The organism is Streptomyces sp. NPDC111802 (assembly GCF_055634335.1).
In genome coordinates, this window is sequence record NZ_JBVKCZ010000003.1 from 260,310 (window position 1) to 285,974 (window position 25,665).

Here is a 25,665-nt window from a genome sequence, read left to right on the forward strand (position 1 = left end):
ACTCTCGAACAGTGTGTGCCCGCCGGGCCCCCGGACGCAGCCGATTTTCAGGCGGCCCGCTCCCGCGGCTCCGTCTTCACGGGCACCTGAGGCCCGTCCGACTCATGCAGCCAGCGGCGCAGTACGCGGTGCACCTGCTCGGCACCTACGAGGTCCTCCGCGTCGCCGGCCGGCGCGGAGAAGGCGAGCGGCGACAGCAGGAACGGCCTGCCCTGCGCACCGCCGAGCCCGCCGTGCGAGCCGATCTGCTCCTCGAAGGCGAGCACTTCGCCGTCGGCCGGGTCGTAGGCGGAGTTGACCATGATGTCGGCCGCGTTCGGGAAGGAGTGCGTCCGGCGTACGGCGTCGGCGGCGCCCGGCCCGAAGACCTCCAACGGCCCGGGATCGCCGTCCAGTCGGTCCAGCGGGATCTCCGCGCCGTACGCGCCGAGCACGACCCCGCCGTGCTGCTCGCTGCGGACGAGCAGAAAGCCGACGCCGGGATGGTTGGCGAGGGTGGTGAGCAGCGCCGGGTGGCGGGCGTCGATCTCCTCCCTGGTCATCCGGTGCGGCACATCCGGGAAGGAGATCAGGCCGAGGTTGCCCGAGGCCAGCACGATCGGCTCGGAGCGGCGGCGGGCCAGGCGGTGCTGCTCGCCGCCCTCCTCGACGGGCCGGCGCAGCGCCGCGCGCACGGCCGCGCGGGCCTCGGCGCCACTGTGAGTGCGCTGCGCCTTGCGCGGCACGGGCAGCCCGCAGCCGGCCCGCACCAGCTCGGCCAGGCCGAGGCCGTAGCGGGACCGGAACGTCTCGCCGGGGCTCTGGCCGTGGTCCGAGAGCACGATGATCCGGTACGGCCGTGGCGCGTGCTCGGCGACTTTCTCGATCAACGCCAGCGCCCTGTCCAGGCCTTCGAGGACCTTCTCGGCGTCGCGGCTGCCCGGCCCGGAGTGGTGCGCCACCTCGTCGTACGCCACCAGGTCGGCGTAGACGGCGGTGCGGCCGGCGAGCATGTCGCCCATCACCGCGGCGACGACGACGTCCCGTTCGACGACGGTCGCGAAGGCGCGGACCAGCGGATAGAGGCCGCCACGGCCCACTCTCGGCCGGACCTTGCGGGCGCGGGCCCGGGTGGACTGGCCGATCTCACGGCCGACCTCGGCGATGAAGGACAGGGCGGTGCGCACCGCGTTGGCCGGGTCGGAGAAGTAGGCGAAGTAGCCCGCGCGGGAGCGGTTGCGGCGCCCGCGCCGTCTGGTGGCGATGGACAGCACGAGGGCCTGCTCGTCGGCGCCGCCGCTGAAGAGGTTGCCGCGGCTGGCGCCGTCGGCGGTGAGCAGTCCGCCGTCGCCGGTGCGGTCCATGGCGCGGCGTTGCAGTTCGGCGGCGCTGGTGGGGCGGTTGCAGACCATGACCTCGTGGCCGGCCTTCTCGTACCAGCGGAAGGCGGGGATGTCGTGGTTGCTGCCGTGCAGGATGCCGAGCTGGCTGGCGCCGGTCTGGCTGGACCAGTCGGTGCGCCAGGGGGTGAGCCGGTGGGTGGGGCGGCTGCCGTCGCTCTCCCCCAGCCACCGGGCGACGGTGGGCATCAGGCCCTTGCCGACCGCGGTGCGAAGGATGTCGTGGCCTACGCCGTCGAGCTGCATGAAGACCGTGCCGGGGCTGGACGGGCCGGGTGGCAGGGCCCTGCGGCGGCGGTCGGCGAGGCGGTACAGCCTGCGTCGGTAGGCGTCGTCGTCCCGTACGGCGAGGGCGGCGCCGGTGGCCGAGGCGACGGCGGACATCACGGCGGCGACGATGACGGCGGTCTCGGGGGCGGCCTCGCTGTCGCCGGAGGGGACCAGGCGCAGGGCGACGATGAGCAGCGAGCCGTTCAGGAAGAACACCAGCAGGCCGAGCACCAGCGCGGGGACGAGGAGCAGAAGCCGTACGAGGAGGGGCCACACGAGCGCGGAGAGCAGACCGAAGGCGCCGGCGCCGAGGGCCGCGGTGACGGCGAGCCGGGTGGCGCTGTCATCGTCCGCCGACTGCAGCTGGAAGTCCGGCAGGATCCCGGCGAGCACGAGCATGGTGACGGTACAGACGGCCCATACGGCAATGCTCCGCCCGACCTGACTGGTCACCCGCCGCCAACGCCCACGCACGCCCAGCCCACCTCACGTCCGGAAACGGGCCTGTACGCCCCCCAGCCTGACACAACGCCCCACCGCCTCCGCCGGTTCCCGCCCCGAAGGGGCGCGGGGCTGTATCAATGTGCGGCTCCGCCGCGTGGGCGCGACCAGCCACAACGGCGCCGCAGACGCCATACGACCTGGTCCGGCACTACCAGCGGCGCGACCCGCGGAGCGCCTAGCGGCCGTCGTACCCCGCCGTCGGCATGGACAGCCTCCGATGCACCCGTGCCTTCATCTGCGCGTCGTACAACGGCTCCGCGCGCCCCACCGTCTCCACCCGCACCCCGCGCCGGGCGCACTCCGTGGTGAACTCCTCGACCGACGACAGCGCGCTCTCCAGCACTCTGCGGCTGGGCGCGACGAACAGGTCGAGGCCGGGCCGGACGCCCTCCCACAGGACGCTGTGGTCCGCCCGCAGCGCCCGTACGAGAAGCTCGCGCGCGACGACGTACCCGTGCTCGGCGGCCCAGCGCGCGCACATCGCGTGCTGGCTGCGGGAGTCCACCAGGAAGGGGTCGGCGTCCAGCTCTTCGAGCGGCGTCAGACTGGCGATCGCCGTGACGCGCACTATGGATGACCCCATGGCGTCCCCCTCACCTCCGGGTTTCGCCGCCGACCCTACTCCAGCCCGTACGCTTCGGGGAGTCGCGCGAAGGAGGCAAAGAGGTGCCGGTGGAGATCACCTGGTGGGGTCACGCCACCTGCACGGTCGAGGATTCGAACGTGCGCGTCCTCACCGACCCTCTGTTCGCACGCCGGCTCGCACACCTGCGCCGCCGCCGGGGCGCACTGCCCGCACCCGACGCCCGGCGCGCGGACGTCGCCGCGGTGTCCCACCTCCACGCCGACCATCTGCACCTTCCGTCCCTGGCCGGGCTGCCGCGGGGCACCCGTCTGCTCGTGCCCCGGGGCGCACCCCGAGGCGTGCCGGGGCTGCGCCGGCTCACGCATCTGCAGGTGACCGAGATGGCGCCGGGGGATGTGACGACGGTGGGCGACGTGGCCGTACGGGCCGTGCCCGCGCGGCACGACGGACGGCGGCTGCCCGTCGGCCGGCATCGCTCCCCCGCCCTCGGCTATGTCATCGAGGGCGAGGCGCGCACCTACTTCGCCGGGGACACCGGGCTGTTCGACGCCATGGCGAAGGACGTCGGCCCGGTGGACGTGGCCCTGCTGCCGGTGGGCGGCTGGGGGCCTTATCTCGGGGAGGGTCATCTCGACGCCGGGCGGGCCGCCGAGGCACTGGCCCGGCTCTCGCCGCGCAGCGCCGTGCCGGTGCACTACGGCACGTACTGGCCGATCGGCATGGACGGCGTGCGCCCTCATGAATTCCACGCGCCCGGCGACGAGTTCGCGCGCCTCGCGGCCGAGCGTGTGCCCGGCGTATCGGTGCACCGGCTCGCGCACGGGGAGAGCGTGCGCCTGGAGGTGGCCCGGTGACGATACTGGCCGCCACCACGACGGTGGTGCCGGTCGAGTCGACGCAGCAGGCGATCGGCTATCCGTCGCTGTTCCTGCTGGTGCTGATCGGTGCGCTGGTGCCGATCGTGCCGACGGGCGCGCTGGTGAGTTCCGCGGCGGTGGTGGCGTTCCACCAGACGGCGCCGTTCGCGCTGGCTCTGGTCTTCGTGACGGCGTCGACTGCCGCCTTCCTGGGTGACGCGACGCTGTACTGGCTGGGCCGGCGCGGCATGGGCTCGAAGAACGGCTCGCGCTGGCTGGAGGCGATCCGCTCGCACGCGCCGGAGGAGCGGCTCGCGCAGGCGCAGGCGAAGCTCGCGGACCACGGTGTGGCCGTTCTGGTGCTGTCCCGGCTGGTGCCGGCGGGGCGGCTGCCGGTGATGCTGGCGTGTCTGCTGGCCGAGTGGCCGATGCGGCGGTTCGCGCGGGGCAACCTGCCGGCGTGTCTGGCCTGGGCGGTGACGTATCAGTTGATCGGGATCCTGGGCGGGTCGTTGTTCGACGAGCCCTGGGAGGGCGTGGTCGCGGCGATCGCGCTGACCGTGCTGATCAGCGCGGCGCCGAGTGTCTGGAGACGGATTCGATCTGCCGAGTGAGGTTTTGTCGCGGGCTACGGGGCCGTCGTGGCTAGTCGCGCCCCGCGGCGGAGCCGCCGACAGACGCGGCCCCGCGCCTCTGGGTCGCCTCTCCGGCCGCTTGCTGGTTCAGTACACGCGATCCCCCTACCGGCAGATCCCACAGGTCCTCCCGCGCCAGTCCCGCCTGCTTCCACGCCGCACGCACGCGTGTCAGCGGTTCCAGGACCGGCTCCGCCGACAGCACGAATGTCGCCCAGTGCATCGGGGCCATCCGGCGCGCGCCGAGGTCCTGGGTGGCCCGTACCGCCTCCTCCGGGTCGCAGTGGACGTCGCTGAGCCACCAGCGGGGGTCGTAGGCGCCGATGGGGAGCAGCGCGAGGTCGATGCCGGGGTAGCGCTCGCCGATGCGGGTGAACCAGTGCCCGTAGCCGGTGTCCCCCGCGAAGTACACGCGCTGTCCGTCCGGGGCGGTGAGCACCCAGCCGCCCCACAGGCTGCGGCAGGTGTCGGTGAGGGTGCGCTTGGACCAGTGGTGGGCGGGCACGAAGTCGAAGCGCACCCCGGACAGTTCGGCCGCCTCCCACCAGTCCAGCTCGGTGACCTGGGTGAACCTGCGGCGGCGGAACCAGGGGGCGAGGCCGGCCGGCACGAACACGGGGGTGTCGCGCGGGAGTCGGCGCAGGGTGGGGGCGTCCAGGTGGTCGTAGTGGTTGTGGCTGATGACGACCGCGTCCACGCGCGGCAGCTCGCTCCAGGCGACGCCGACGGGGGTGATACGGGTCGGGGTGCCGAGGATGCGGCGCGACCAGACCGGGTCGGTGAGGACGGTCAGCCCGCCGATCCGGACGACCCAACTGGCGTGCCCCGCCCAGGAGACGGCGACCGTGCGCGCGTCCACGCGGGGCAGCGGGGCCGGCTCGAAGGGCAGCCGGGGGATGTCGGCGAGGCCGTCCCGGCCAGGGCGTACGGCGCCCTCGCGCGCGAAGCGGGCGAGGGCCTTCATGCCGGGCAGCGGGGCGGTGAGACGGTCGTGGAAGGTGCGCGGCCACACCCGGCGTTCGCCCAGCGGGCGAGGTGCGGCGAGCGGCGGGGGCGGGGGCGGGGGTGCGAAGGGTGTCGGGTCCGCCGGGGCGTCGGCATCCCGGGTGGGTGGACGCGGTGTTGTCGACGTGGCTGACTCGGACTGCTGCGTCATCGAGGAGGCTCCCATCGCTGAGCGTCGTCACGGAGATCGTCGAAGACCGACTTCAAGTGGATCAACGCGCGTTGCACATGTGGTAGTTCCAACGGCACGGGTGAACTGAGGCATTCCGCGCGCTCCTCGTCGGTGCCCGCCAGCAGCGGTCCGGTGGACAGCCGTACGCGCAACGCCTGGAGGTCGTCGCCGAAGCGGTGTCCGCCCGGTGCGGGCATGCCGAGCCGGGCGGCGAGGAAGTCCTCCAGGTCCTGGGCGTCCCCCACCCCGTGCGAGGACAGCCCGGCGCGCAGCGGGCCGAGGTCGACGTACAGGTGCCGCCCGGCCTGCGGGGGCCGCGCGACGGCGCCCGCCCCCACGGCGGCGGTGTACGCGGCGGCGGCCACGCGCGCGTGCAGACGTACGGCGGCGTCGACCCGCGCGGTGACCGGGTCGGGCTCCGCGAGCGCGTACCCGGCCGCGAGGGCGACCGGACCCGCGACGCGGGCCCCCAGCGCGGTCAGCACGTCGAGCACGCGCGCGTGGAGGCCGTTCCCGGCGTTGTGCGCGGGGAACCGGGCGACCGCGGCCGGCCATCCCGGCGGGAGATGGGCGCCGGCAAGGTCGGTGACCACGGTGACCTGCTCGGGCAGCATCTCGGCGGGGCTGACCAGCACGGTGTCGCGCGGGGCGTGCACGGTGTCGCGCCAGGTCTCGTCGCTGACCAGGTGCAGTCCCTCGCCGGTCGCGGCCTCCACGGTCTCGTGCAGTACCTCGGGCGGGGCCACGGTGGCGGTGGGGTCGTCCGCGACGGACAGCACCAGCAGCCGCGGGTCACCGCCTTCGGCACGGACCCGGCGGACGGTCTCCAGAAGGGCGTACGGATCCGGAACGCCCCCGCACTCGGCCGGTGTCGCCACATGGAAGACGGGCCGGCCCAGGAGACGGGCGTACGGCGCCCACCAGGCCGCGCAGGGCCGCGGCACCAGGACGTCGCCGCCGAGCGCGAAGGTCAGCCCGAGCAGCAGGGCGGGCGCGCCGGGAGCGGCCACCACCTGCTCGGGCTGGGCCGGCAGTCCGCGCCGGCCCCAGTAGCCGCACGCCGCCTCCAGCAGCGCGGTGCCGCCGCCGACCGGCTCGCTCTCGGCCCGGCCCGCGGCCGCGGCGAGCACGGCCGCGAGTTCGGGCAGCACAGGCAGTCCGTCGTCCGGGAGCGGCGGCCCGAAACGGACGGGGCCGTGGCCTTCGGGATCCGTCCGCCGCATCCGTGCCTCCGCTGTGCCTGGTGCCGTGGTGGTTCGTCGTCGTCCGGTGTTCCGCCACTCCGGGAGGGCTGGTGTTCCGATGTTCCGAGATGGGCTCTGGGGGGTTCCTACGGCGAGGGGGCCGCACGGTGCGTCGTGTGCCCCAGCGCTCTGGGTACCCATCGTGGCGCAACTCCATGGGCGCCCGCCGGGGTTGCGCCCGTCACAGCGGCCTCGTACGGGTCAGTCCTCCACGGTGGGCGTCCTACGGCGCAGCCGGTACACCGCGCCCCCGAACGCGCCCGCGATCAGCAGGCCGCCGGCTGCCAGTGCGGGGACGGAGTCGGTGAAGGTACCGCCCGTGCCGGCCTGCACACCGTGCTGGTCGGCCGCGCCGCCGCAGTCCTCCGAGGGGGACTCGCCGCTGCCGGATCCGGGCCCGCTCCCGTACCAGTCGGGCTCGGTGGCGTCCGCGTGGGGTTCGGTCGTCTCTGCCTCGGTCGTGCCGAGGTCGGGCTCGGTCTTCTCGCCCTCGGTCGTGCCGAGGCCGGACTCCGTGCTGTCGGCTTCCGCTTCGGATCCCGTTTCGGATTCGGTCGTATTCCAGTCGGACTCGGTGCCGCCGCCTTCGGACTTGCCCGAGTGAGGCTCGGACTTGTCGGATTCGGTCCAGTCCGAGCGGGGCTCGGTGCAGGTGCGGCTGCCGCCTTCCGTACGGCCCCCGCCGCCTTCGGTACTGCCCGTGCCGCCTCCGGTCCAGCCCTCGCCACCACCGCTGCCGCCCTGCCCGCCGCCAACGTCGCCCGTGCCGCCGTCCGCACCGACCTCGCCGCTGCCGTTGTCGCCGCCGCTCTCAAGGGCCACCGTCAACTTCGCGCTCCACTCCTTGCCTTGCTTGCCCTCCTTGCCCTGCTTGCCCTGCTTGCCCTCCTTGCCCGCCCCGCCGCCGGCCGCCGCCGGGCAGGTGCCGTCGACCGTCCACTCGGACTCCGGGCCCGCCGCGTCCGGGTCGCCCTCGAAGTTCTCGGCCGGGGAAACGCGGGCGGTGCCGCTGTAGGCCGGCCCGGCGGCCTTCTCGTCATTGCCGGAGACCCGCTTCAGCTCGACGGTGCCCTCCTCGAACACCTGCGAGACGGCCTCGATGGTGGCGGGCGCGGACCCGTCGACGGGGTCGCACGAGACCGAGACGGTGACATTGCCGCCCGGCGCGACACTGCCCGGGCTGACCTCCGCGGTCGGCTCCGCGGAGGCGGCCGAGGCTGCGGGGCCCAGGGCGGCACCGGCCAGGGCGGCGACGGACAGGGCGGCACGGGCGGTGCGGCTCATGGGGTGAGCTCCTTCGGCCGACGGCTGCGGGGGAACGGCGGTCGTGCCCCCGCAGCCATGACAGCCCGCCCGGCGCCCGGGCGCGCGCGGCCGGGCACCATTCGCGGGACGGGTGACGGCCAAGTGGGTGACAGGGCCCGGATCGGCGGAGTCCGTAAGTCCGTCGTACCCGACGAGTCCGGCCCCGTCAGTTCATCAGCGCCGCCAGATCCCGCTCCAGCCCGCGCCCCCGCCGCTTCACCACGCCGGACGCGACATCCGCGAGCTTGCGGTTGGTGCCCTGCGAGATCCGGCGCAGCACGCCGAAGGCGGCGTCGGCGTCGCAGCCGAGGACGTGCATGACGATGCCGCACGCCTGGTCGACGACGGGCCGGGAGCGCAGGGCGGTGCCGAGGTGGTCGAGCTCGGTGAGCGCGGCGCGGTAGGAGCGGTCGCGGACGAGACAGCTCGCGGCGAATTCACCGAGGGCGTGCACGGGACCGTGCCGGGCGTCCTCCAGGGCACCGGGCCGGAAGCTGTAGAGACTGAGCGTCACGGTCAGCCCGGACCGGCGGAACGGGAGCGTGACGCTGGAGCGCACACCCGAGTCGAGTGCCATGGCGCGGTACTCCGGCCAGCGTTCGTCGTGCAGCAGGTCGGCCGAGTCGACGGGCTCGCCACGCTCCAGGGCGGCGGGGATGGGCCCGTCCCCGGAGCGGAGCTGTACGGCGACCAGTCCGGCGAGGTCGGGGTGGGTGACGGAGGCGGGCCGCTCGGCCTCCGCCTCGGCGACCATGCTGCTGGCTCCGCAGCAGTCGACGGTGCAGCGCACGGCCTGCTCGGCGAGCGCGGACAGCCTGCGCCCCGGAAGGGCGGCTTCGGCCGACTCGTCTCCCCAGTGATCCATACGATCGTCAACAGGCATCCTCAACTCCTCGCTCTTCTCTGCGCGTTCCCGATCCCCGGCCGGGGAAAACGACTGGGGAGAACGACTTGAGAACAAGGGGAACCGGTTGGGCCCCGGCGGCACCGGAACACATCGTCGCCAGCTAGGTTCATCCCCATGGAGAAGACGGACGAATTCGGTGAAGAGCTAGCGGATTTCGTGCGCCGCGTCGCGGAGCTCAAGGCGGCGCGATCCGTGTCCGGAGGGGACCTCCCTACGGTCCTGGACGCGGCCATCTTCGAACTCGACCATGTCGCCGACCAGTTGTGGCCATGGTACGAGCGGCTGTACTCGAACGGACCGCCCCGTGCGGCCTCCGCCGGCCGTCAGGAGCAGCATCTGCTGCGGGCGGTGTTCCAGGGCTTTCCGCTTCCGGTGGCGCTGGTGGACCGTGAGGCGGTGGTGCGCCGGCTGAACTTCGCAGCGGCGGCCTTCACCGGCGTCCGGGCGGGCTATGCGACGGGCCGCCCGCTGACCGGTCTGCTCGCTCACGCCGACCGGGCGGCGTTCCGCTCGCAGGCCGCCGCGGTGGCCCGCGGTGAGGGCGACCGCAGTCTCACGGTGCATCTGCTGCAGCACCCGTCGGCCCCGGTCCACGCGACCCTGACCGCCGTACGCCCGAACGGGGAGCCGCACACCACGGTGCTGGTGGTGATGCAGCCCGGGGACCGCACGGCGTCCGGTACGCCGGCTCCGGCCGCCACGCCGGCGTCCCAGGTCCCCGACCTCGCCGAGACGACCCGGCACGCCGCGCTGCTGGACCTGCTGGACGCAATGACCACGACCCTGCTGACCGCACCGCGCGGCGACCGCGACGCGGTCCTGCGGCAGGCGGCCCGGGTTCTGCACGGCCGCTTCGCCGACTGGGTGATCGTCGACACGGTCGCCGCGCGGATGTCCCGTACGGCGGTCCTCGCCCCGTCGGAGCGGGAGGCGGCCTCGCTCACGGCACAGGATCCGGCCACGTGCCCCCTGGTCAAGGAGACGGCACGGACCGGATCCCCGATCCTGCAAGTGCGTACCGAGAACCCGGACGCCTTCGGCAAGGACCCCAAGGGCGCTCCCGTCCTCGTACAGGCGAACGTCACGTCACTGCTGTGCGTGCCCCTCGTGGTCGAGGGCAGTGTCGAAGGCGTCCTGACGCTGTTCAGATGCGGAGCCCGTACGGCGTTCTCGATGGCGGAGGCACAGGCGACGGACACGATGTCCCGTCACATGGCACTGGCGATGGCGCGGACACCCTGAGGGGGCGCGGCGGAACCCGGCCCTCAGGCCACGTCACTCAGTACTTGCTCCCGTACTCGATGGCAGCACCGGCTGATGAGCCGGGAGACATGCATCTGCGAGATCCCCAATTGCTCGGCGATCCGGCTCTGCGTCATGTCGCCGAAGAACCGCATGTACAGAATCGCCCGCTCCCGCTCGGGCAGCGCGGCGAGCCGGGGCTTGACGGCCTCCCGGTCCACGACGGTGTCCAGCGCGGGGTCGGCGGATCCGAGCGCGTCGCTGAGGGAGTACCCGTCCTCGCTGCCGGGCAGTTCCGCGTCGAGTGCCAGGGCGGTGAAACTCTCCAGTGCCTCGAGACCGACCTTGACGTCGGCCTCGCTCATGTCCGCGTGCTCGGCGATCTCGGCCACGGTCGGCCGGCGGCCGGAGACGGTCTGGAGGTCGTGGACGGCGAACCGTACGCGGTTGCGCAGGTCCTGTACCCGGCGCGGCACATGCAGCGTCCACATGTGGTCGCGGAAGTGCCGCTTGATCTCGCCGGTGATGGTGGGCACGGCGTAGCTCTCGAAGGCGTTGCCGCGCTCGGGGTCGTATCGGTCGACGGCCTTGACCAGCCCGAGGGCGGCGACCTGCCGCAGGTCCTCGAAGCTCTCGCCGCGGCTGCGGAATCGCCCCGCGAGCCGGTCGGCCATGGGCAGCCAGGCCTCGATGATCCGGTCGCGGAGGGTGTCGCGCTGCGGCCCCTCGGGCAGGGTGGCGAGCTTGCGGAAGTCGGCGGCGGTGTCAGGGGCGTCGTCGTGCGGGTGGTGCTTCGCGCTCACTGGAGTGGGCATGGTGCGTCGCAACTCCCTTGGTGGTGCTCTGGGTTGGTAGGTCACCGTGGGAGTGCGGGCGCGCACCGGAACCGGACACACCCGTGGTGGGAAGAAGCCGCCGCTCCCACGGACGTGCCTCCTGTCCGAAGCACTGTTGGTCCGCCTGCCCTCACTGCCGCTCCTCAAACCCGGGCGCAGGTTTTCCACCCGTCCGCGGGGTCACTCGTAGCGGTGCCGCGCAATCCCCTCGGAGCCCAGGAGGTCCCGCATGAGCACCAAGGTCGCCGACCACGTCCTGCAGCGTCTTCGCGAGTGGGGTGTGGAGCATGTCTTCGGCTATCCGGGTGACGGCATCAACGGTCTCCTCGCCGCATGGGGCCGGGCCGAGAACGAGCCGCGTTTCATCCAGTCCCGGCACGAGGAGATGTCCGCGTTCCAGGCGGTCGGTTACGCCAAGTTCAGCGGTCGTCTCGGAGTGTGCGCGGCGACCTCGGGACCCGGCGCGATCCACCTGCTCAACGGCCTGTACGACGCCAAGCTCGACCACGTCCCGGTCCTCGCGATCGTCGGCCAGACCCACCGCACCGCGATGGGCGGCTCGTACCAGCAGGAGGTGGACCTGCACACGCTCTTCAAGGACGTCGCCTCGGACTTCGTGGAGATGGTGACGGTCCCCGAGCAGCTGCCGAACGTCCTGGACCGCGCGATCCGCACCGCGTACGCCCGCCGCGCCCCGACGGCGATCATCATCCCCGGCGATGTGCAGGAACTCGACTACTCGCCGCCCACACACGAGTTCAAAATGGTGCCCTCCAGCCTGGACCGCAGCTCTTGGACGGCCGTCCCCTCGGACGACTCGGTCAGCAGGGCCGCGGAGATCCTCAACACCGGTGACAAGGTGGCGATCCTGGTGGGCCAGGGTGCGTCCGGGGCCCGCGCCGAGGTGGAGCGGATCGCGGAACTGCTGGGCGCCGGCGTGGCCAAGGCGCTGCTCGGCAAGGACGTCCTGAGCGACGAACTGCCGTACGTCACCGGTTCGATCGGTCTGCTGGGCACCCGCCCGTCGTACGAACTCATGCGGGACTGCGACACCTTGCTGACCATCGGCTCCTCCTTCCCGTACACCCAGTTCCTGCCGTCCTTCGGCAAGGCGCGGGGTGTGCAGATCGACATCGATCCGCACATGGTCGGGATGCGGTACCCGTACGAGGTGAATCTCGTCGGCGACGCGAAGGCGACCCTGGAGCGGCTGATCCCGCTGATCAGGTCCGAGGAGCGGGGCCGCGAGTGGTACGACACGGTGTGCGACAACGTGGCGCGCTGGCGCGAGGTCATGGAGCGGCGCGCCGGGCTGTCGGCCGACCCGATCAACCCGGAGTACGTCACCCGCGCCCTGGACGCTCTGCTCCCGGACAACGCGATCGTCTCCTCCGACTCCGGCTCGGCGGCCAACTGGTACGCCCGCCATCTGACGATGCGCCCCGGCATGCGCGCCTCGCTGTCCGGGACGCTGGCGACGATGGGCTGCGGAGTGCCGTACGCGATCGGCGCGAAGTTCGCCCACCCGAACCGTCCGGCGATCGCGCTGGTCGGGGACGGAGCCATGCAGATGAACGGGCTGGCGGAGCTGATCACGGCCGCGAAGTACAGGGACCTGTGGGAGGACCCGCGGCTGATCGTGGCCGTGTTCAACAACCGCGACCTCAACCAGGTCACCTGGGAGATGCGGGCCATGGAGGGCGCTCCCTCCTTCCTGCCCTCCCAGGAGCTCCCCGACGTGCAGTACGCCGCCTTCGCGCGTTCCCTCGGCCTGACCGGCATCCGGGTGGAAAAGCCCGAGGACGTCGAAGCGGGCTGGCGCGCGGGCCTGGAGGCGGACGGCCCCGCGGTGATCGAGTTCCTCACGGACCCGGCCGTACCGCCGATCCCGCCGCACGCGACCTGGGAACAGATGGAGGCCACGGCCGCGTCGATCCTGAAGGGCGACGCGGACCGGGGGTCGATGGTCAGGCAGGGGTTCAAGGCGAAGATGCAGGAGTTCCTGCCGGGGCGGGAGAAGAAGCGGGACCAGAGTGGTTGAACGGCGCTGAAGAGGGCAGCCCGCCTCGCACCCGAAGGGCGCTTGATCCTGGTCGGCCTGTCCCCCGTGCCCTCGTCGCGTTCCCAGGTCGCGGCGGGCGGTGTCGGTCGGTCCTGCGATGAAATTCGCTGGAGAGGCGGCTCGCCGTGGGTGAGGCGAAGGACCGCTCCGGTCCGGGCTCGCGTGATTTTGGGTGACCCACCTCAGGTCGGGGCGTCCTCCCCGCTTACGCATACGGGGCCGTCCGGCCCAGGGGTTCTGGACGGCCCAGCCGCCGCTCACCTCGTCGGGCGGTCGCCGGTGTCCGTCTGCTCCAGGTGGGAGGCCAGGACCGCGGCCTGTACGCGGCGCTGGACGCCGAGTTTGGCCAGCAGCCGGGAGATGTGGTTCTTGACGGTCTTCTCCGAGAGGTAGAGCTTCTTGCCGATCTCGCGGTTGGTCAGGCCCTCGCCGATCAGGGCGAGGATGTCCCGTTCACGCGGGGACAGGCTCGCCAGCTCGGGTGCCATGGCGGGTGGCTCGGCGGGGTCGGCGCGCAGCGAGCGCATCAGACGGGCCGTGGTCGCGGGGTCGAGCATGGACTGGCCCGAGGCGACGGTACGCACCGCGGAGACCAGGTCGGAGCCTCTGATCTGCTTGAGGACGTAGCCGGAGGCTCCGGCCATGATGGCGTCGAGGAGGGCGTCCTCGTCGTCGAAGGACGTCAGCATCAGACAGGCCAGCTCCGGCATCTGGTTGCGCAGCTCGCGGCAGACGCCCACACCGGGGTCGTCGCCGCGGCGCCGAGGTGCCAGACATGCGGGGTGAAGAGCCAGGACCAGCCGACGAGTTCGTCGTGCCGGAGGATCTCGATGACGGCGGGACGGCGGCCTGGTACGCGCATGTCGAGCTCGACGGTGCCCGTGCGGATGATCCAGAAGCGGTCGGCCTTGCCACCTTCCTCGAACAGGCGCGTTCCTTGCGGGAGTCGTGGGCGCCGAGCCCCACCACCGGCACTTCGGGCTCCAATTGGGCCGGGTGGCCCACGGGGTTCTGCACCACTCGGCCTGTCCGGTCGCCATCGTGCCCGAGCGGGAGTGAGCAGGCGAGGAGGGACACCCTGCGCGACAGGGCCACAGCCCTGACGCCGACTCTTCCAGCTCTCGGAAAGGAGGCGCTCACCGTGCACGCCGACGACACCATCATCGAGGCGGCCCGGACCATGGTCCAGCGGCGCGTGGAGCGGCTGCCGGTCCTCGACGAGGAGGAGCGGCTGGTCGGCATCGTCACCCGGCGCGACCTGCTCCAGGTCTTCCTGCTGCCCGACGCGGAGATCCGCGACGAGATCGTCCAGGAGGTGCTGGTACGCGCCCTGTGCTGCTACCGCCCAGCATCGATGTCTCCGTCACGGAAGGGGTCGTCACCCTCACCGGCCAGACGGAACGCAAGAGCGAGTCGGCCATCGCCGTCTCCATGACCCGCCAGATCGACGGCGTGGTGGCCGTGGTCGACCAGCTGACCTGGAGCCGGGACGACACGGGGCTGCGACCCGACGAGCCGGCCCTGCAAGGCGTGGCCGACGAATGGCTGCGCCGACTCTGAGAGGAGGCGGACCATCATGACCGGCAACATGTTGGTGGCCTACGGAACGACCAACGGATCGACCGCGCAGATCGCCGAAGCCATCGCCGACGTCCTGCGCAAGGACGGGCTGACAGCGGATGCCCTGCCCGCCCGGAACGTGGCGAGCGTGTCCTCGTACGACGCCGTCGTGGTCGGCGGCGGGCTGTACGCCGGACGCTGGCACAAGGACGCACGCCGCTTCGTCCGGCGGCACGGCAGGGCCCTCGCCGAACGCCCGCTCTGGCTCTTCAGCAGCGGACCCCTCGACCCCTCGGCCTCCGAGCGCGACATCCCGCCAGTGCCCGGAGTGCAGAAGGTCATGACGCGGCTGGACGCCAGGGAGCACATCACCTTCGGCGGCTGCCTGGAGGAAGGCGCGAAGGGGTGGGTGGCCGGGATGATCCTGCGCTCCGGGAAGGGCGGGGACTTCCGGGACTTCACCGCGATCGAGGAGTGGGCGGGGCGCGTGGCCGCTGAGCTGGCGGGTGGTGATTAGCGGACGCGTGGACGGAATTGGACGACCCTGGTGCCGGGACAGCGGGCACCAGGGTCGTTTGTCGGGGCCTGGCTATGAGGGCACGACAGCGACGGGACACAGGGACTCGGCGAGGAGTGCCCGCACGGTGGGCCCCGGTTCGCCCCCGGAACCCCGGCCCACGACGACCAGCCCGGCGCTCGCGGACAGCTGGAGCAGGGCATGGGCCGGAGTGAACAGCCGGACGTCCTCCAGCACGCGTACCTCCGGGTACTTCTCCCGCCACGGCCGCAGCGCGTCGGCCAGCAGCTGTACCTCATGGTCCTCCCACGTGGCGCGGTCCTCCTCCGGTACGCCGAAGGGCAACTCGGCCGCGCCGGAGGGGAACCTCCAGGCATGCACGGCACGCAGTCGTACGCCCCACAGCCGGGCGGTGTCGAAGGCGAAATCGAGAGCCCCGCCGACGGCGTCGCGGGTGTCCACGCCGAGCACGATCTCGGCGACGCGGTGAGTCACCCGGAGGGGAAGTCCGCGCAGCATCGCTTCCCGTGAGGCCCAGCGGACAACAGCCCGGCCGGGCGCCGGGTGGTCGACGCGGGCAACGACAACTCTTTCCATGACGATCTGCCTTCCTCTCGCGAGAACAGACGCAGTCGCAGGCCGGCCGAAGTGTCAGACGTTGCCTTCAGCCGGTCCTGTGCCCCCATTTCGGGCCCACCAGGTCCCACTCACGGCCCACCCGTCGATGCGCCGCCGGTCGAGCCGCCACCGCGCGACGGCTCCCATGGCGTAGACGGCGCCGGTGACGGCGAGCCCAGCGAAGGTGCCGAGGAGGCCTGCCTCGACGGCGGCCTCGGAGGGGCTCGGTGGTGCGGTGGCCAACGTGCCGTGGCCGTCCTGCCAGACCGTCAGTCCGGTTCCGGCCTTCAGCCGTGTGTCGACCGGTGTGAGGTCTGTGCGGGCGGAGCCGTCGGGCGCGGTCCAGCGGACCTTGACCAGGGCCTTGTCGCCCGACGACCGGAGTGCCGACGCGCGTGTCGGTACGTCTGCGAGGAGCACGGCACGTACGGGGTGCCGCTCGGCACGCCGGCGTGCGAACGTCTCGTCGGTGGCATGTGCTGCCACCAGACCGGCGACCGTGCCTCCCACCGCGACGACCACCCACACGGCCAGCACGATCCATGCGTCGACGATGTCGTCACGGCGTCGCAGCCGATTGCTCCGCCAGCGCCAGAACCGTATCCGCACCTGCTTGCCACCACCCATGGCTCCGCACCTCCTCCCTCCTCCGGTCGTTACACCTTCGAAAGTGGCAGTCACCGGAGCGTGGCCCCATGGGCCGAGGGGGCGACGCCCCAGGGCCGCCCGGCACCAATTCACGGCCGAGGGCGGGCCGTTCAGCCCATGGCGACCGGAGAGGCGTCGACAGTCGGCGTACGGGCCAGTGCCCTGGACAGGTCGGGGTGCACATCGAACACTTCGCCCAGGCCGGCCGTCCGGAGAATCCGCAGGAAACGTCTACTGCCGGTGATCAGCCGGAGTCGGCCGTCACGGGCCAGGACCCGGTTCCGCGTCCGGCACAGGACACCCAGACCGGCGCAGTCGATGAAGACCACGGGACGCAGGTCGAGCACCAGGTCGGGGTGCGGGCCCGAGGACACGGCGTCGAGGTCTGCTGCCAGCGGTATCGCTGTCACGAGGTCGATCTCGCCGCGCAGCTCGACGACGGTCGTCCCGTCGACGGTGTGTACCGCCTGGGACAGTGCGAACCTCATGTGGTTCTCGTACATAGCCTGATCAAAGACCCGCCGCTGATCGTGCGGAAGGGCCGAACGGTCCCTGCCGGGTAGGTCTGTCGGGCCCGCGGGGATCCGCACGCGGCGGCCGTACGAACCCGTCCCCGCCCGGCCCTTCAAGGGGCCCGACCGGCCCATGCGCTCCGCCCGCGTGCGGGTCAAGCTGGACTTGCGGGGCACATCCGACGCAGGTCGGCGCCAGGCTCGTAGTGGCGCCGGGATCCCGTCGCCGGCCCCGGCCCCGCGGCCCATCGAGTGGGAGAGGGGCGTCATGAAAGGCTACGTGTTCCACGGCACCGGTCAGTCTGCCTGGGAAGAGATCCCCGACCCAGCGATCAAGGAGCCCACCGACGCGATCGTGCGCGTCGGAGCCGTCACCATCTGCGGCACGGACCTGCACATCCTCAAGGGCGACGTTCCTGAAGTGCGCCCCGGTACCGTCCTCGGCCACGAGGCTGTCGGCGAGATCGTCGAGGTCGGCAGTGACGTTCGGACCGTGCGGCCGGGCGACCGGGTCCTGGTCTCCTGCATCACGGCGTGCGGGCGCTGCGCCTACTGCCGGCAGGGGACGTACGGGCAATGCCGGGGCGGCGGCGGCTGGATCCTCGGCCATCTGATCGACGGCACCCAGGCCGAGTACGTCCGCGTGCCCTACACGGATCTGTCCGTGCACCCGCTGCCGGGCGCCATGGACAGCGCCGAGGCCGTCCTGCTGGCCGACATCTTCCCGACCTCCTACGAGGTGGGCGTGCTCAACGGGCACGTCCGTCCCGGAGACACAGTCGTAGTGGTCGGCGCTGGGCCCATCGGACTGGCGGCCATCGCCACGGCACGGCTGTTCTCCCCCGAGCGGATCGTCGCCGTCGACCTGGCCCCCGCCCGGCTGGAGGCCGCCCGGCAGCTCGGTGCCGACGCGGTTGCCGACGCCCGGGAGACCCCCGAGCAGCTGGTCGCCGACCTCACTGACGGTCTCGGTGCGGACGTCGTCATCGAGGCGGTCGGCGTACCGGAGAGCTTCGAGCTGTGCACCCGCATGGTCCGGCCCGGCGGCCACGTCGCCAACGTCGGCGTGCACGGCGCCCCCGCGACCCTGCACCTCGAAGACCTCTGGATCAAGAACATCACCATCACCACCGGCCTGGTGGACACCTACTCCACCCCGACCCTGCTGCGGATGACGGCCGCCGGCCGCCTGCCCACGTCTCAGCTGGTCACCCACACCTTCCCGCTGGACCGTATGGAGGAGGCGTACGACGTCTTCGCCGGCGCCGCCGACACCGGGGCCCTCAAGGTCGTGCTCGGCGGGGAGCAGCACGAGGTCGTCGCCGTGGGCGCGGCCTGACGAAGGGACGTGACGACGATGGCCGAACGGACGCAGATCGAACGGCCTCTGGGCGATCTGGGACGCCGCCTCGCCGCGCGGCGCGCACAACTCGGTTTGTCCCGGCGCGAGACGGCCGCCCGGACCGGCATGGCACCCAGCTACCTGAGGCACCTGGAGGAGCATCCCGGCGCCGCGCCCGACAGGGGAGCGCTCCTCGGCCTGGCCGCGGCCCTGGAGACCACGGTCTCGGAGCTCACCGGCGGCGCCACCGACCTGCCGCCCGGCCTGGAACAGGCCGCCCGTACCCCCGAGTTCACGGAACTGAGCCCGGACGAGTGCAGGTCCCTCCTGGGCCCGCACGGCGTGGGGAGAATCGCACTGTCCACCGCATCGGGCCCCGTCGTCGTGCCCGTCAACTACAGCGTCGTCGACGGCGCGATCGTGTTCCGCACGGCATCCGGTACGACACCTTCACTGGCCGCCGACCGCCCAGTGGCCTTCGAGGTCGACCGCATCGACGAGGCGTTCAGCCGGAGCTGGAGCGTTCTCGTGCGCGGGCGTGCCCGAGCCGTGACGGATCCCGAAGAGGCTCGCCGGCTCGCTGAGAGCGCATACAGCCGCCCCTGGGCGGGAGGCGGACGCGATCTGTGGGTGCGGGTCGAACCGCAGGCGGTCACCGGGCGGCGGATCACCGTGTGACGTTCCCTGCCCTACGCGCACGCCCGCGTCGTAAGCCGAACGGCCCTTCCCCAAAGGGCCGTTCGGCGTCCCTGCGGGTACTCCTCGACTCCTGCTTCACAGGCGGCCGATTCAGGCCTCGCCCGAGCGGCCGTCCTCGGTGAGCAGGGTGCCCGTGACCAGGTCGGGCCGGATGCGGATCGCCTGATCCATGGCCTGCTCCACCCACGGCTGCAGCAGCACCCGGCAGCGGGCCAGGTCATCAGGATCGGTCACCAGCCGGGCGTACCCGGTCACCACCACACTCCAGCCGAGATGCGTCAGCGGGTCGATGGCGTCGGCCTCGTAGGCGACGACGACACCAGGGCTGTCGGCCGACTGGGTCCGGGAGATCAGGGCGGCGCCCTCGTGCGTGCGGATGACGATGTCGCCGTCGTCCAGGACGTGGTTGACCGGGCGTACGGTCGGCAGGGCGTGCCGGGTGAAGACGATCCTCCCCAGGGTCACGCTGCCCAGCAGCCGCAGCGCCTCGGCGCTGTCGAGCTCGATGCGTCGGCGCGGTCCTGCGAGGACCCGCGGACTGTCGTCGTGGACCATGGCCGGCTTCCGTTGAGGTGCGTTGCTCACTGCTCTGTCCGCCTGCTCAGCGGAGCGACTCCGCGGGGGACCGGTGCCGCTCCTGCCTCCACGGTCTCCCGGGCAATCGCCGGGTGCCAGGGCCGATGGGCCCCGGTCAGGGCCCGGATGGCCCTCACCGGCTGTCGCTGCCCTCGGTCCCGGAAAGCGCCGCCCGGCCCGCCTCCAGACGCGCCACCGGCACCCGGAACGGCGAGCAGGACACGTAGTCCAGGCCCGCCGTGTGGAAGAAGTGGACCGAGTCGGGGTCGCCGCCGTGTTCGCCGCAGACGCCGATCGTCAGGCCCGGGCGGGCGGCGCGGCCCTCGTCGACCGCGATCCTGACCAGCCGTCCCACGCCGTCCCGGTCGATCGTCTCGAACGGCGAGGCGGGGAAGACACCCTTGTCGAGGTAGGCCGAGAAGAACTCCGCCTCGACGTCGTCGCGGGAGAAGCCCCAGGTGGTCTGGGTGAGGTCGTTCGTGCCGAAGGAGAAGAACTCGGCCTCCTCGGCGATACGGCCCGCGGTGAGCGCGGCGCGGGGCAGCTCGATCATCGTGCCGACCGGGCACCGCACGGACACGCCGGACTCCTCGGACACCTCGGCGAGCACCCGCTCCACCTCAGCGCGCTCGATGCGCAGTTCCTCGACCGCGCCCACCAGCGGCACCATGATCTCGGCGTGCGGTGAGCCCCCGGCCCTCGTACGGGCCACCACGGCCTCGGCGACGGCCCGTACCTGCATGGCGACCAGGCCCGGGACCACCAGACCGAGGCGCACGCCGCGCAGGCCGAGCATCGGGTTCTCCTCGTGCATACGTCCCACGGCTTCCAGCAACGCCTGCTCGTGCGGATCGGGTTGCTCCCCGCGTGCGTCGGCGGCTGCGATGCGTACGGCGAGTTCGGTGCGGTCGGGCAGGAACTCGTGCAGCGGCGGATCCAGCAGGCGGATGGTGACCGGCAGTCCGTCCATGGCCTCCAGGATGTCGGTGAAGTCCTGGCGTTGGAGCGGCAGGAGAGCCTCCAGCGTCCGCTCGCGCTCGGCGTCGTCGCGGGCCAGGATCATGTCCTCGACCAGCTTGCGGCGCTCGCCGAGGAACATGTGCTCGGTACGGCACAGCCCGATGCCCTGCGCCCCGAAGCGTCGGGCGCGCCGCGCGTCCTCGGGAGTGTCGGCGTTCGCCCGCACCTCCAACCGTCTTACGGAGTCGGCGTGTTCGAGAGCACGGGCCACGGCGGTGACCACGCCCGCCGACCGCTCGCCGGCCTCCAGGAACCGCATGACCGCTGAGTCGGCCAGCGGGACCGCCCCCGGATACACGGCACCTGCGGAGCCGTCCACGGAGATGACAGTGCCCTCGTCGATGATGGTGCCGGCACGGGTGGTGAAGCGCCGGGCCTCGGTGTCCACGGCGAGTTCCTCGGCGCCGCACACGCAGACCTTGCCCATGCCCCGGGCCACCACGGCCGCGTGACTCGTCTTGCCGCCACGGCTGGTCAGCACGGCCTGGGCGGCGATCATGCCGGGCAGGTCGTCGGGGGTGGTCTCCTGGCGGACGAGGACCACTTTCTCGCCGGCCGCTGCACGCCGTACCGCCTCGGCGGAATCGAAGACCGCCGCGCCGACCGCTGCACCAGGTGAGGCGGGGATGCCGTGGGCGAGTGCCTCACCGGTCGCGGAGGCGTCGAAGCGCGGGAACATCAGCCGGGCGAGCCCGTCACCGCCGACCCGCGTCAGGGCTTCGTCCGGGGTGACGAGCCCCTCGTCGGTCAGCTCGGCGGCGATGGCGAAAGCGGCCTCGGCGGTGCGCTTGCCGACCCGGGTCTGCAGCATCCACAGCGTGCCGTGCTCGATGGTGAACTCGATGTCGCACAGGTCCCGGTAGTGCCGCTCCAGGGTCCGCATGTGGGTGAGCAGGTCCTCGTACGACCGGGGATCGAGTCGCTCCAGCTCGGCCAGCGGCACGGTGTTGCGGATGCCGGCGACGACGTCCTCGCCCTGCGCGTTGGGCAGGTAGTCGCCGTAGAGTCCGCTGCGGCCGGTGGCCGGGTCGCGGGTGAAGGCGACGCCGCTGCCCGAGTCGGGACCGAGGTTGCCGAAGACCATGCGCTGCACGGTGACGGCGGTGCCGAGGTCGTCGGGGATGTGTTCGCGGCGCCGGTACAGGCGGGCGCGTTCGCCGTTCCAGGAGCCGAACACCGCCAGGATCGCCCTGCGCAGCTGCTCGGCGGGCGACTGCGGGAAGTCCTCCCCCGTCTCGTCGCGGATCAGCTGTTTGTACGCCTCCACCAGCTCGGCGAGGTCGCGGGCGTCCAGGTGCAGGTCGTCGGGGGCGTGGCGCAGGCTCTTGAGCATCGTCATGGCCCGCTCGAACAACGCCGGGTCGACGCCCATGACCGTACTTCCGAACATCTGGACGAGCCTGCGGTACGAGTCCCAGGCGAACCGCTCACTGCCCGAGACCTTGGCCAGCCCCAGGACGGAGTCGTCGTTCAGCCCGATGTCCAGCACCGTCTCCATCATCCCGGGCATCGAGAACCGTGCCCCGGACCGGACGGACAGCAGCAACGGGTCGTCCCGCCGGCCCAACCGCCGACCGGCGGCGTCCTCGACGGCTGACAGGTGCCGGGAGACCTCCGCAAGCATGCCGTCCGGTTCCGCTCCGGTGCTGAGGAAGGCCCGGCACGCGTCGGTTGTGACCGTGAAACCCGGCGGGACCGGCAGGCCCAGCCGGGTCATCTCGGCCAGATTGGCACCCTTGCCGCCCAGGAGGTCCGCCATGTCGCGGCGGCCCTCGCGGAAGTCGTACACGTAACGAACCATGACGCTGCGCTCCTCGGCTCGGCGGGTACGGTCCGGCTGTCGGGCCGCGACTCCTCTCCAGCGTCGGACGACAGGGGCCTGGTCGGCATGTGCTGGCCGTCCCCATGTCAGGGCCGAACGGCCCAAGCACCCGAGCTGCGACCCGGCCGATGCGGGCCCACATCCGTCTCCGATCCCGAACCGCCCCACGCCACGGGCGCCGAGGAGCCTCGGGAAGCCCGGGTACGGCTGCCGCAGCTGAGGCTGGACGAGCTGCTGGAGGAGCTCGAGGCCCGGCTGGACGCCGCCCGCGGCACGCGCGACCGGGCGCACAGCCTGCTGGAGGCGGTGCTGCCCGTCGGCCGGGAGCTGGACCTTGAGTGGCGTGGCCATCGACAACGCCCGCCTCTACGAGGAGGCCCGGCTGCGCGAGCGCTGGCTGCAGGCGAACGCGGAGATCACGGGAGCCGCGCTCGCGGTCGTCGATGCCGATGGAAGGCGATGACCATTCGGTTCCAGGACCGGGCCCTGGCGCGAGAGATGCCGGAGACGATCGACCTCACCCCGTCGGCGCGCTGATCTCCCTTTTGAGGATCTTGCCGCTGGGGCCGGTCGGCAGCGTGTCCACGAGCCACACCTCGCGTGGGTACTTGTACGCCGCCACCCTCTCCTTGACGAACTGCCGGAGCTCGTCGGGGGTGGCCTGCGCCTTGGGGCGCAGTACCACCGCGGCCGCGATCTCCTCGCCCAGGTGCGCGTCGGCCACGCCCACCACCGCGGCCAGCGCTACGGCCGGGTGCTCGTGGAGGACCTCCTCGATCTCGCGCGGGTAGACGTTGTACCCGCCGCGGATGATCATGTCCTTCTTACGGTCGACGATGTACAGGTAGCCGTCCTCGTCCTGGCGCGCGAGGTCGCCGCTGCGCAGCCAGCCGTCCGGAATGGTGGCCGCCGTCTCCTCCGGGCGGTTCCAGTACCCCTTCATCACATTCGGCCCGCGCACTGCCAGCTCGCCGATCTCGCCGGGGGTCACGTCCTGGCCCTTGTCGTCGAGGAGCCGCACCTCCACGTCCTTGATCGGGGTGCCGATGGATCCGGGCTTGCGGGGCCGGTCGGGGTGGTTGAAGGTGACCACCGGACTGGTCTCGGACATGCCGAAGCCCTCCAGCACCACGCAGCCGAAGCGACGCTCGAAGCCGTGCAGGATCTCCACCGGCAGCGAGGCTCCGCCGGAGACGCACATCCGCAGCGTGGACACGTCGGCCTCCGACGGGTGCTGGAGCAGCGCCGCGTACATGGTCGGTACGCCCTCGAAGATCGTCGCCCGGTCGCGGGCGATGGCGTCCAGCACGGTCTGCGGGTCGAAGCGTGGGATCAGGGTGAGCGAGGCACCGGCGCGGACGGTCACGCTCATCGTGCAGATCTGGCCGAAGATGTGGAACAGCGGCAGACAGCCCACCACCACGTCCTCCGCCGTCATCCGCTGCACCTCGACCGCGTTGACCTCGGTGTTGTGCCGCAGCCCGGAGTGGGTGAGCGTGGCGCCCTTGGGGCGTCCGGTGGTGCCGGAGGTGTACAGCAGCACCGCCACGTCCTCGTCGTCCGGCTCGCTCACCTCCGGCAGCGGCTCGTGACCGGCCAGCAGGCCGGCGAAGGTGACGGGCTCGACGGCCATGTGGCGCACTCCGGCGGCGGCCGCGCCCTGCGCGCCCTCGCCCGGCGCCTGGTGCCACTCGAAGAGCATCTGCGCGCCCGAGTCACGCAGGTGGTACTCGGTCTCCCGGGTCTTCAGCAGCGGGTTCATCGGCACGACGACCGCTCCGGCGCGCAGCACGCCGTAGTACAGGACGACGAACTCGACAACGTTGGGCAGCATCAGAGCGACCCGGTCTCCCGTTCGTACGCCCCCGGCCCGCAGCAGCGCGGCGGTGCGGGCGCTGCGCTCGTCGAGCTCCGCGTAGCTGACGACCTGGTCCCCCAGCCGCAGCGCGGGGCGTTCCGGCTGCCGCCGTGCCGTCTCCACCAGGAACTGAGCCAGATTGGCCATGACCGCCTCCACGAACGTCACCGTCGAAATTCGCTGTTCACATCGACGACATCGTGCAGACGTCCGTGGCGAGGACCTATGTGCGGTACGACAGCGTCTGACCTCCCGAATTGTTCCCGAGGACAAAACAGGGGCGATACGCTGCGGGAATGGACCTCTCAGGGGTGGTCTCGGCGCTTCATGCAAGGCTGCCGGAACTGGGCGAGCGGATGGCGCAGCGCATCCGCTCGGATGTCGATGCCTACAAGGACGAGTCGCTGATCCCCTTCGACTCGCTGCGCAGCTCGTGCACCGCCAACGCGGACCTGCTCCTGAACCAGCTCGGCCGCGCGGGCGCGCAGGACCCGAGCCCGGCCCGGGAGACCGGCCGCCTCCGTGCCGAGCAGGGCGTGCCGCTGGCGGACACCCTGCACGCGTACCGGATCGGCTTCGAGCTCCTGTGGACGGAGGTCCTCGGCGAGGCACGCACCCATCCCGAGGTCACCGACGCCCAACTGGTGTCCCAGTCCCCGGAGTTCTGGGCCCTGTTCGGCCGCTACGCGGAGGCGGTGGCGGCGGCCTACCGGGAGACGACCGCCGAGCTGACCTCGCGGCGTCAGGCGCGCCGCTCGGCACTGGTGGAGGCGCTGTTCACCGGCGTCATCGCCGACCGCACGCTGTGGGAGGCCGCCCGCGAGCTGGGTCTGCCCGACCGCGGACCCTACGTGGTCGCCGCGGCGGCCGCCGACGCTCCCGGCGAGGAGCCGCTGGCGGGGACGGAAGTGGCGCTGCGTCAGGCCCAGATCCACTTCGCCTGGCGGCTGCTGCCCGACCAGCAGATCGGCCTGGCCGCCCTCCCCACGGCGACGGCGGAAAGCACCTGCCTGCGCATCCTGCGCCGCGCGGGCGCCCGCGTAGGCATCAGCCCGTGCTTCCACTCGCTGCAGGACACCCCCCAGGCTCTGCGCTTCGCCCGTCTGGCTCTGGCCGGCCTCCAGGGCACCGGCCCCGGCGTCGCGCGGTTCGACGACAACCCGCTGGCCATGGTCGTCGCCGCCGCCCCGGCCGAGGCGGCGCACCTGGTGGAGGTGGTCCTTCAGCCCCTGCTCGATCTCCCGGCCGCGGAGCGGGCCCGTCTCCTGGAGACCCTGGAGCACTGGTACGCCGCCGCCGGCTCCGCCGCGGAGGCGGCGCGGAGTCTTTTCGTCCACCCCAACACCGTCCGCTACCGGCTGCGCCGCGTCGAGGAGCTGACGGGCCGTTCCCTGTCCGATCCGCGAGCGGCGGCGGACATCGGCGCGGCGCTCCTGGCGGTGCGCAGGGCGGGCGCGTCATTCCGTGACGTCATTCAGTAGACCGACGG

The 25,665-nt window shown here is 72.2% G+C and carries 22 protein-coding genes and 4 pseudogenes; 11 read left to right on the plus strand and 15 right to left on the minus strand.

What is annotated here, in order from left to right:
• Positions 1 to 47 precede the first annotated feature (47 nt).
• Complete coding sequence (locus ACZ7NC_RS04440) at positions 48 to 2,048, minus strand: phage holin family protein (RefSeq protein WP_471484790.1); 2,001 nt, start codon at positions 2,046 to 2,048, stop codon at positions 48 to 50.
• Between the two features lie 280 nt (positions 2,049 to 2,328).
• The gene (locus ACZ7NC_RS04445) at positions 2,329 to 2,736 is read right to left on the minus strand and encodes a hypothetical protein (RefSeq protein WP_471484791.1); all 408 of its coding nucleotides are present in this window, start codon (positions 2,734 to 2,736) and stop codon (positions 2,329 to 2,331) included.
• An 83-nt stretch (positions 2,737 to 2,819) separates the two neighbouring features.
• Between ACZ7NC_RS04445 and ACZ7NC_RS04450 the strand changes: the two genes are divergently transcribed.
• Entirely contained in the window at positions 2,820 to 3,593 is a 774-nt protein-coding gene (locus ACZ7NC_RS04450; protein WP_471484792.1) for an MBL fold metallo-hydrolase, read from the plus strand.
• Positions 3,590 to 4,210: a DedA family protein gene (locus ACZ7NC_RS04455; RefSeq protein ID WP_471484794.1), complete on the plus strand. Its 621-nt coding sequence runs from the start codon at positions 3,590 to 3,592 to the stop codon at positions 4,208 to 4,210. The genes ACZ7NC_RS04450 and ACZ7NC_RS04455 overlap by 4 nt, the downstream gene beginning before the upstream one ends.
• Positions 4,211 to 4,241: 31 nt before the next feature.
• Here the strand turns inward: ACZ7NC_RS04455 and ACZ7NC_RS04460 are convergent, their stop codons facing one another.
• The 4 genes from ACZ7NC_RS04460 to ACZ7NC_RS04475 form a co-directional block, all read right to left on the minus strand.
• Positions 4,242 to 5,387 carry an MBL fold metallo-hydrolase gene (locus tag ACZ7NC_RS04460; RefSeq protein WP_471484795.1) on the minus strand — a complete coding sequence of 382 codons (1,146 nt, stop codon included), beginning with the start codon at positions 5,385 to 5,387 and terminating at the stop codon, positions 4,242 to 4,244.
• Complete coding sequence (locus ACZ7NC_RS04465) at positions 5,384 to 6,631, minus strand: aminotransferase class I/II-fold pyridoxal phosphate-dependent enzyme (RefSeq protein ID WP_471484797.1); 1,248 nt, start codon at positions 6,629 to 6,631, stop codon at positions 5,384 to 5,386. The genes ACZ7NC_RS04460 and ACZ7NC_RS04465 overlap by 4 nt, the downstream gene beginning before the upstream one ends.
• A 222-nt stretch (positions 6,632 to 6,853) precedes the next feature.
• Positions 6,854 to 7,936: a hypothetical protein gene (locus ACZ7NC_RS04470; RefSeq protein ID WP_471484798.1), complete on the minus strand. Its 1,083-nt coding sequence runs from the start codon at positions 7,934 to 7,936 to the stop codon at positions 6,854 to 6,856.
• A 187-nt stretch (positions 7,937 to 8,123) separates the two neighbouring features.
• A complete protein-coding gene (locus ACZ7NC_RS04475) occupies positions 8,124 to 8,840 on the minus strand; it encodes an ANTAR domain-containing response regulator (RefSeq protein WP_471484799.1) in 717 nt (238 codons plus the stop codon).
• 138 nt (positions 8,841 to 8,978) lie between these two features.
• Between ACZ7NC_RS04475 and ACZ7NC_RS04480 the strand changes: the two genes are divergently transcribed.
• A complete protein-coding gene (locus ACZ7NC_RS04480) occupies positions 8,979 to 10,106 on the plus strand; it encodes a GAF domain-containing protein (RefSeq protein WP_471484800.1) in 1,128 nt (375 codons plus the stop codon).
• 23 nt (positions 10,107 to 10,129) lie between these two features.
• Here the strand turns inward: ACZ7NC_RS04480 and ACZ7NC_RS04485 are convergent, their stop codons facing one another.
• A complete protein-coding gene (locus ACZ7NC_RS04485) occupies positions 10,130 to 10,921 on the minus strand; it encodes an RNA polymerase sigma factor SigF (RefSeq protein ID WP_471484802.1) in 792 nt (263 codons plus the stop codon).
• Positions 10,922 to 11,171: 250 nt separating this feature from the next.
• Between ACZ7NC_RS04485 and ACZ7NC_RS04490 the strand changes: the two genes are divergently transcribed.
• Positions 11,172 to 12,983 (plus strand): thiamine pyrophosphate-requiring protein, encoded by a 1,812-nt coding sequence (locus tag ACZ7NC_RS04490; protein ID WP_471484804.1) that lies wholly within the window; start codon positions 11,172 to 11,174, stop codon positions 12,981 to 12,983.
• Positions 12,984 to 13,261: 278 nt separating this feature from the next.
• Here the strand turns inward: ACZ7NC_RS04490 and ACZ7NC_RS04495 are convergent.
• Positions 13,262 to 13,747, minus strand: a pseudogene (locus ACZ7NC_RS04495) (LuxR C-terminal-related transcriptional regulator); the annotation flags it as partial.
• Positions 13,738 to 13,992 (minus strand): annotated as a pseudogene (locus ACZ7NC_RS04500) (cyclic nucleotide-binding domain-containing protein); the annotation flags it as partial. The pseudogenes ACZ7NC_RS04500 and ACZ7NC_RS04495, both read right to left, overlap by 10 nt.
• Between ACZ7NC_RS04500 and ACZ7NC_RS04505 the strand changes: the two are divergent.
• The 3 genes and pseudogenes from ACZ7NC_RS04505 to ACZ7NC_RS04515 all read left to right on the plus strand — a co-directional run.
• A pseudogene (locus tag ACZ7NC_RS04505) lies at positions 13,950 to 14,063 on the plus strand (universal stress protein); the annotation flags it as partial. The pseudogenes ACZ7NC_RS04500 and ACZ7NC_RS04505 overlap by 43 nt on opposite strands.
• 76 nt (positions 14,064 to 14,139) lie before the next feature.
• Positions 14,140 to 14,564 (plus strand): annotated as a pseudogene (locus ACZ7NC_RS04510) (CBS domain-containing protein); the annotation flags it as partial.
• A gap of 16 nt (positions 14,565 to 14,580) precedes the next feature.
• A complete protein-coding gene (locus ACZ7NC_RS04515) occupies positions 14,581 to 15,081 on the plus strand; it encodes a flavodoxin domain-containing protein (protein ID WP_471484806.1) in 501 nt (166 codons plus the stop codon).
• Between the two features lie 72 nt (positions 15,082 to 15,153).
• On the opposite strand, the gene ACZ7NC_RS04520 is transcribed toward ACZ7NC_RS04515, so the two are convergent.
• From ACZ7NC_RS04520 to ACZ7NC_RS04530, 3 genes are all read right to left on the minus strand, one after another.
• Positions 15,154 to 15,678 carry a universal stress protein gene (locus tag ACZ7NC_RS04520; protein WP_471484808.1) on the minus strand — a complete coding sequence of 175 codons (525 nt, stop codon included), beginning with the start codon at positions 15,676 to 15,678 and terminating at the stop codon, positions 15,154 to 15,156.
• A 54-nt stretch (positions 15,679 to 15,732) separates the two neighbouring features.
• Entirely contained in the window at positions 15,733 to 16,326 is a 594-nt protein-coding gene (locus ACZ7NC_RS04525) for an Rv1733c family protein (RefSeq protein WP_471484809.1), read from the minus strand.
• 131 nt (positions 16,327 to 16,457) lie between these two features.
• On the minus strand, positions 16,458 to 16,835 hold the full coding sequence (locus ACZ7NC_RS04530; protein ID WP_471484810.1) for an STAS domain-containing protein: 378 nt from the start codon (positions 16,833 to 16,835) through the stop codon (positions 16,458 to 16,460).
• Between the two features lie 292 nt (positions 16,836 to 17,127).
• Here ACZ7NC_RS04530 and ACZ7NC_RS04535 point away from each other — a divergent pair, with 292 nt between their 5' ends.
• Positions 17,128 to 18,198, plus strand: coding sequence for a zinc-dependent alcohol dehydrogenase family protein (locus ACZ7NC_RS04535; RefSeq protein ID WP_471484811.1), 1,071 nt, complete (start codon positions 17,128 to 17,130; stop codon positions 18,196 to 18,198).
• Positions 18,199 to 18,216: 18 nt separating this feature from the next.
• Positions 18,217 to 18,879 (plus strand): helix-turn-helix domain-containing protein, encoded by a 663-nt coding sequence (locus ACZ7NC_RS04540; protein WP_471484813.1) that lies wholly within the window; start codon positions 18,217 to 18,219, stop codon positions 18,877 to 18,879.
• Positions 18,880 to 18,990: 111 nt separating this feature from the next.
• Here ACZ7NC_RS04540 and ACZ7NC_RS04545 read toward each other — a convergent pair whose 3' ends face one another.
• Positions 18,991 to 19,455: a pyridoxamine 5'-phosphate oxidase family protein gene (locus ACZ7NC_RS04545; RefSeq protein ID WP_471484815.1), complete on the minus strand. Its 465-nt coding sequence runs from the start codon at positions 19,453 to 19,455 to the stop codon at positions 18,991 to 18,993.
• 154 nt (positions 19,456 to 19,609) lie between these two features.
• The gene (gene ppdK / locus ACZ7NC_RS04550) at positions 19,610 to 22,297 is read right to left on the minus strand and encodes a pyruvate, phosphate dikinase (protein ID WP_471484817.1); all 2,688 of its coding nucleotides are present in this window, start codon (positions 22,295 to 22,297) and stop codon (positions 19,610 to 19,612) included.
• A gap of 355 nt (positions 22,298 to 22,652) precedes the next feature.
• On the opposite strand from ppdK, the gene ACZ7NC_RS04555 reads away from it, so the two are divergent.
• Positions 22,653 to 22,781 (plus strand): hypothetical protein, encoded by a 129-nt coding sequence (locus ACZ7NC_RS04555; RefSeq protein ID WP_471484931.1) that lies wholly within the window; start codon positions 22,653 to 22,655, stop codon positions 22,779 to 22,781.
• A 54-nt stretch (positions 22,782 to 22,835) separates the two neighbouring features.
• On the opposite strand, the gene ACZ7NC_RS04560 is transcribed toward ACZ7NC_RS04555, so the two are convergent.
• The gene (locus ACZ7NC_RS04560; RefSeq protein ID WP_471484818.1) at positions 22,836 to 24,323 is read right to left on the minus strand and encodes a long-chain-fatty-acid--CoA ligase; all 1,488 of its coding nucleotides are present in this window, start codon (positions 24,321 to 24,323) and stop codon (positions 22,836 to 22,838) included.
• A gap of 164 nt (positions 24,324 to 24,487) precedes the next feature.
• Between ACZ7NC_RS04560 and ACZ7NC_RS04565 the strand changes: the two genes are divergently transcribed.
• The gene (locus tag ACZ7NC_RS04565; protein WP_471484928.1) at positions 24,488 to 25,657 is read left to right on the plus strand and encodes a PucR family transcriptional regulator; all 1,170 of its coding nucleotides are present in this window, start codon (positions 24,488 to 24,490) and stop codon (positions 25,655 to 25,657) included.
• The last annotated feature ends 8 nt before the right edge of the window (positions 25,658 to 25,665 follow it).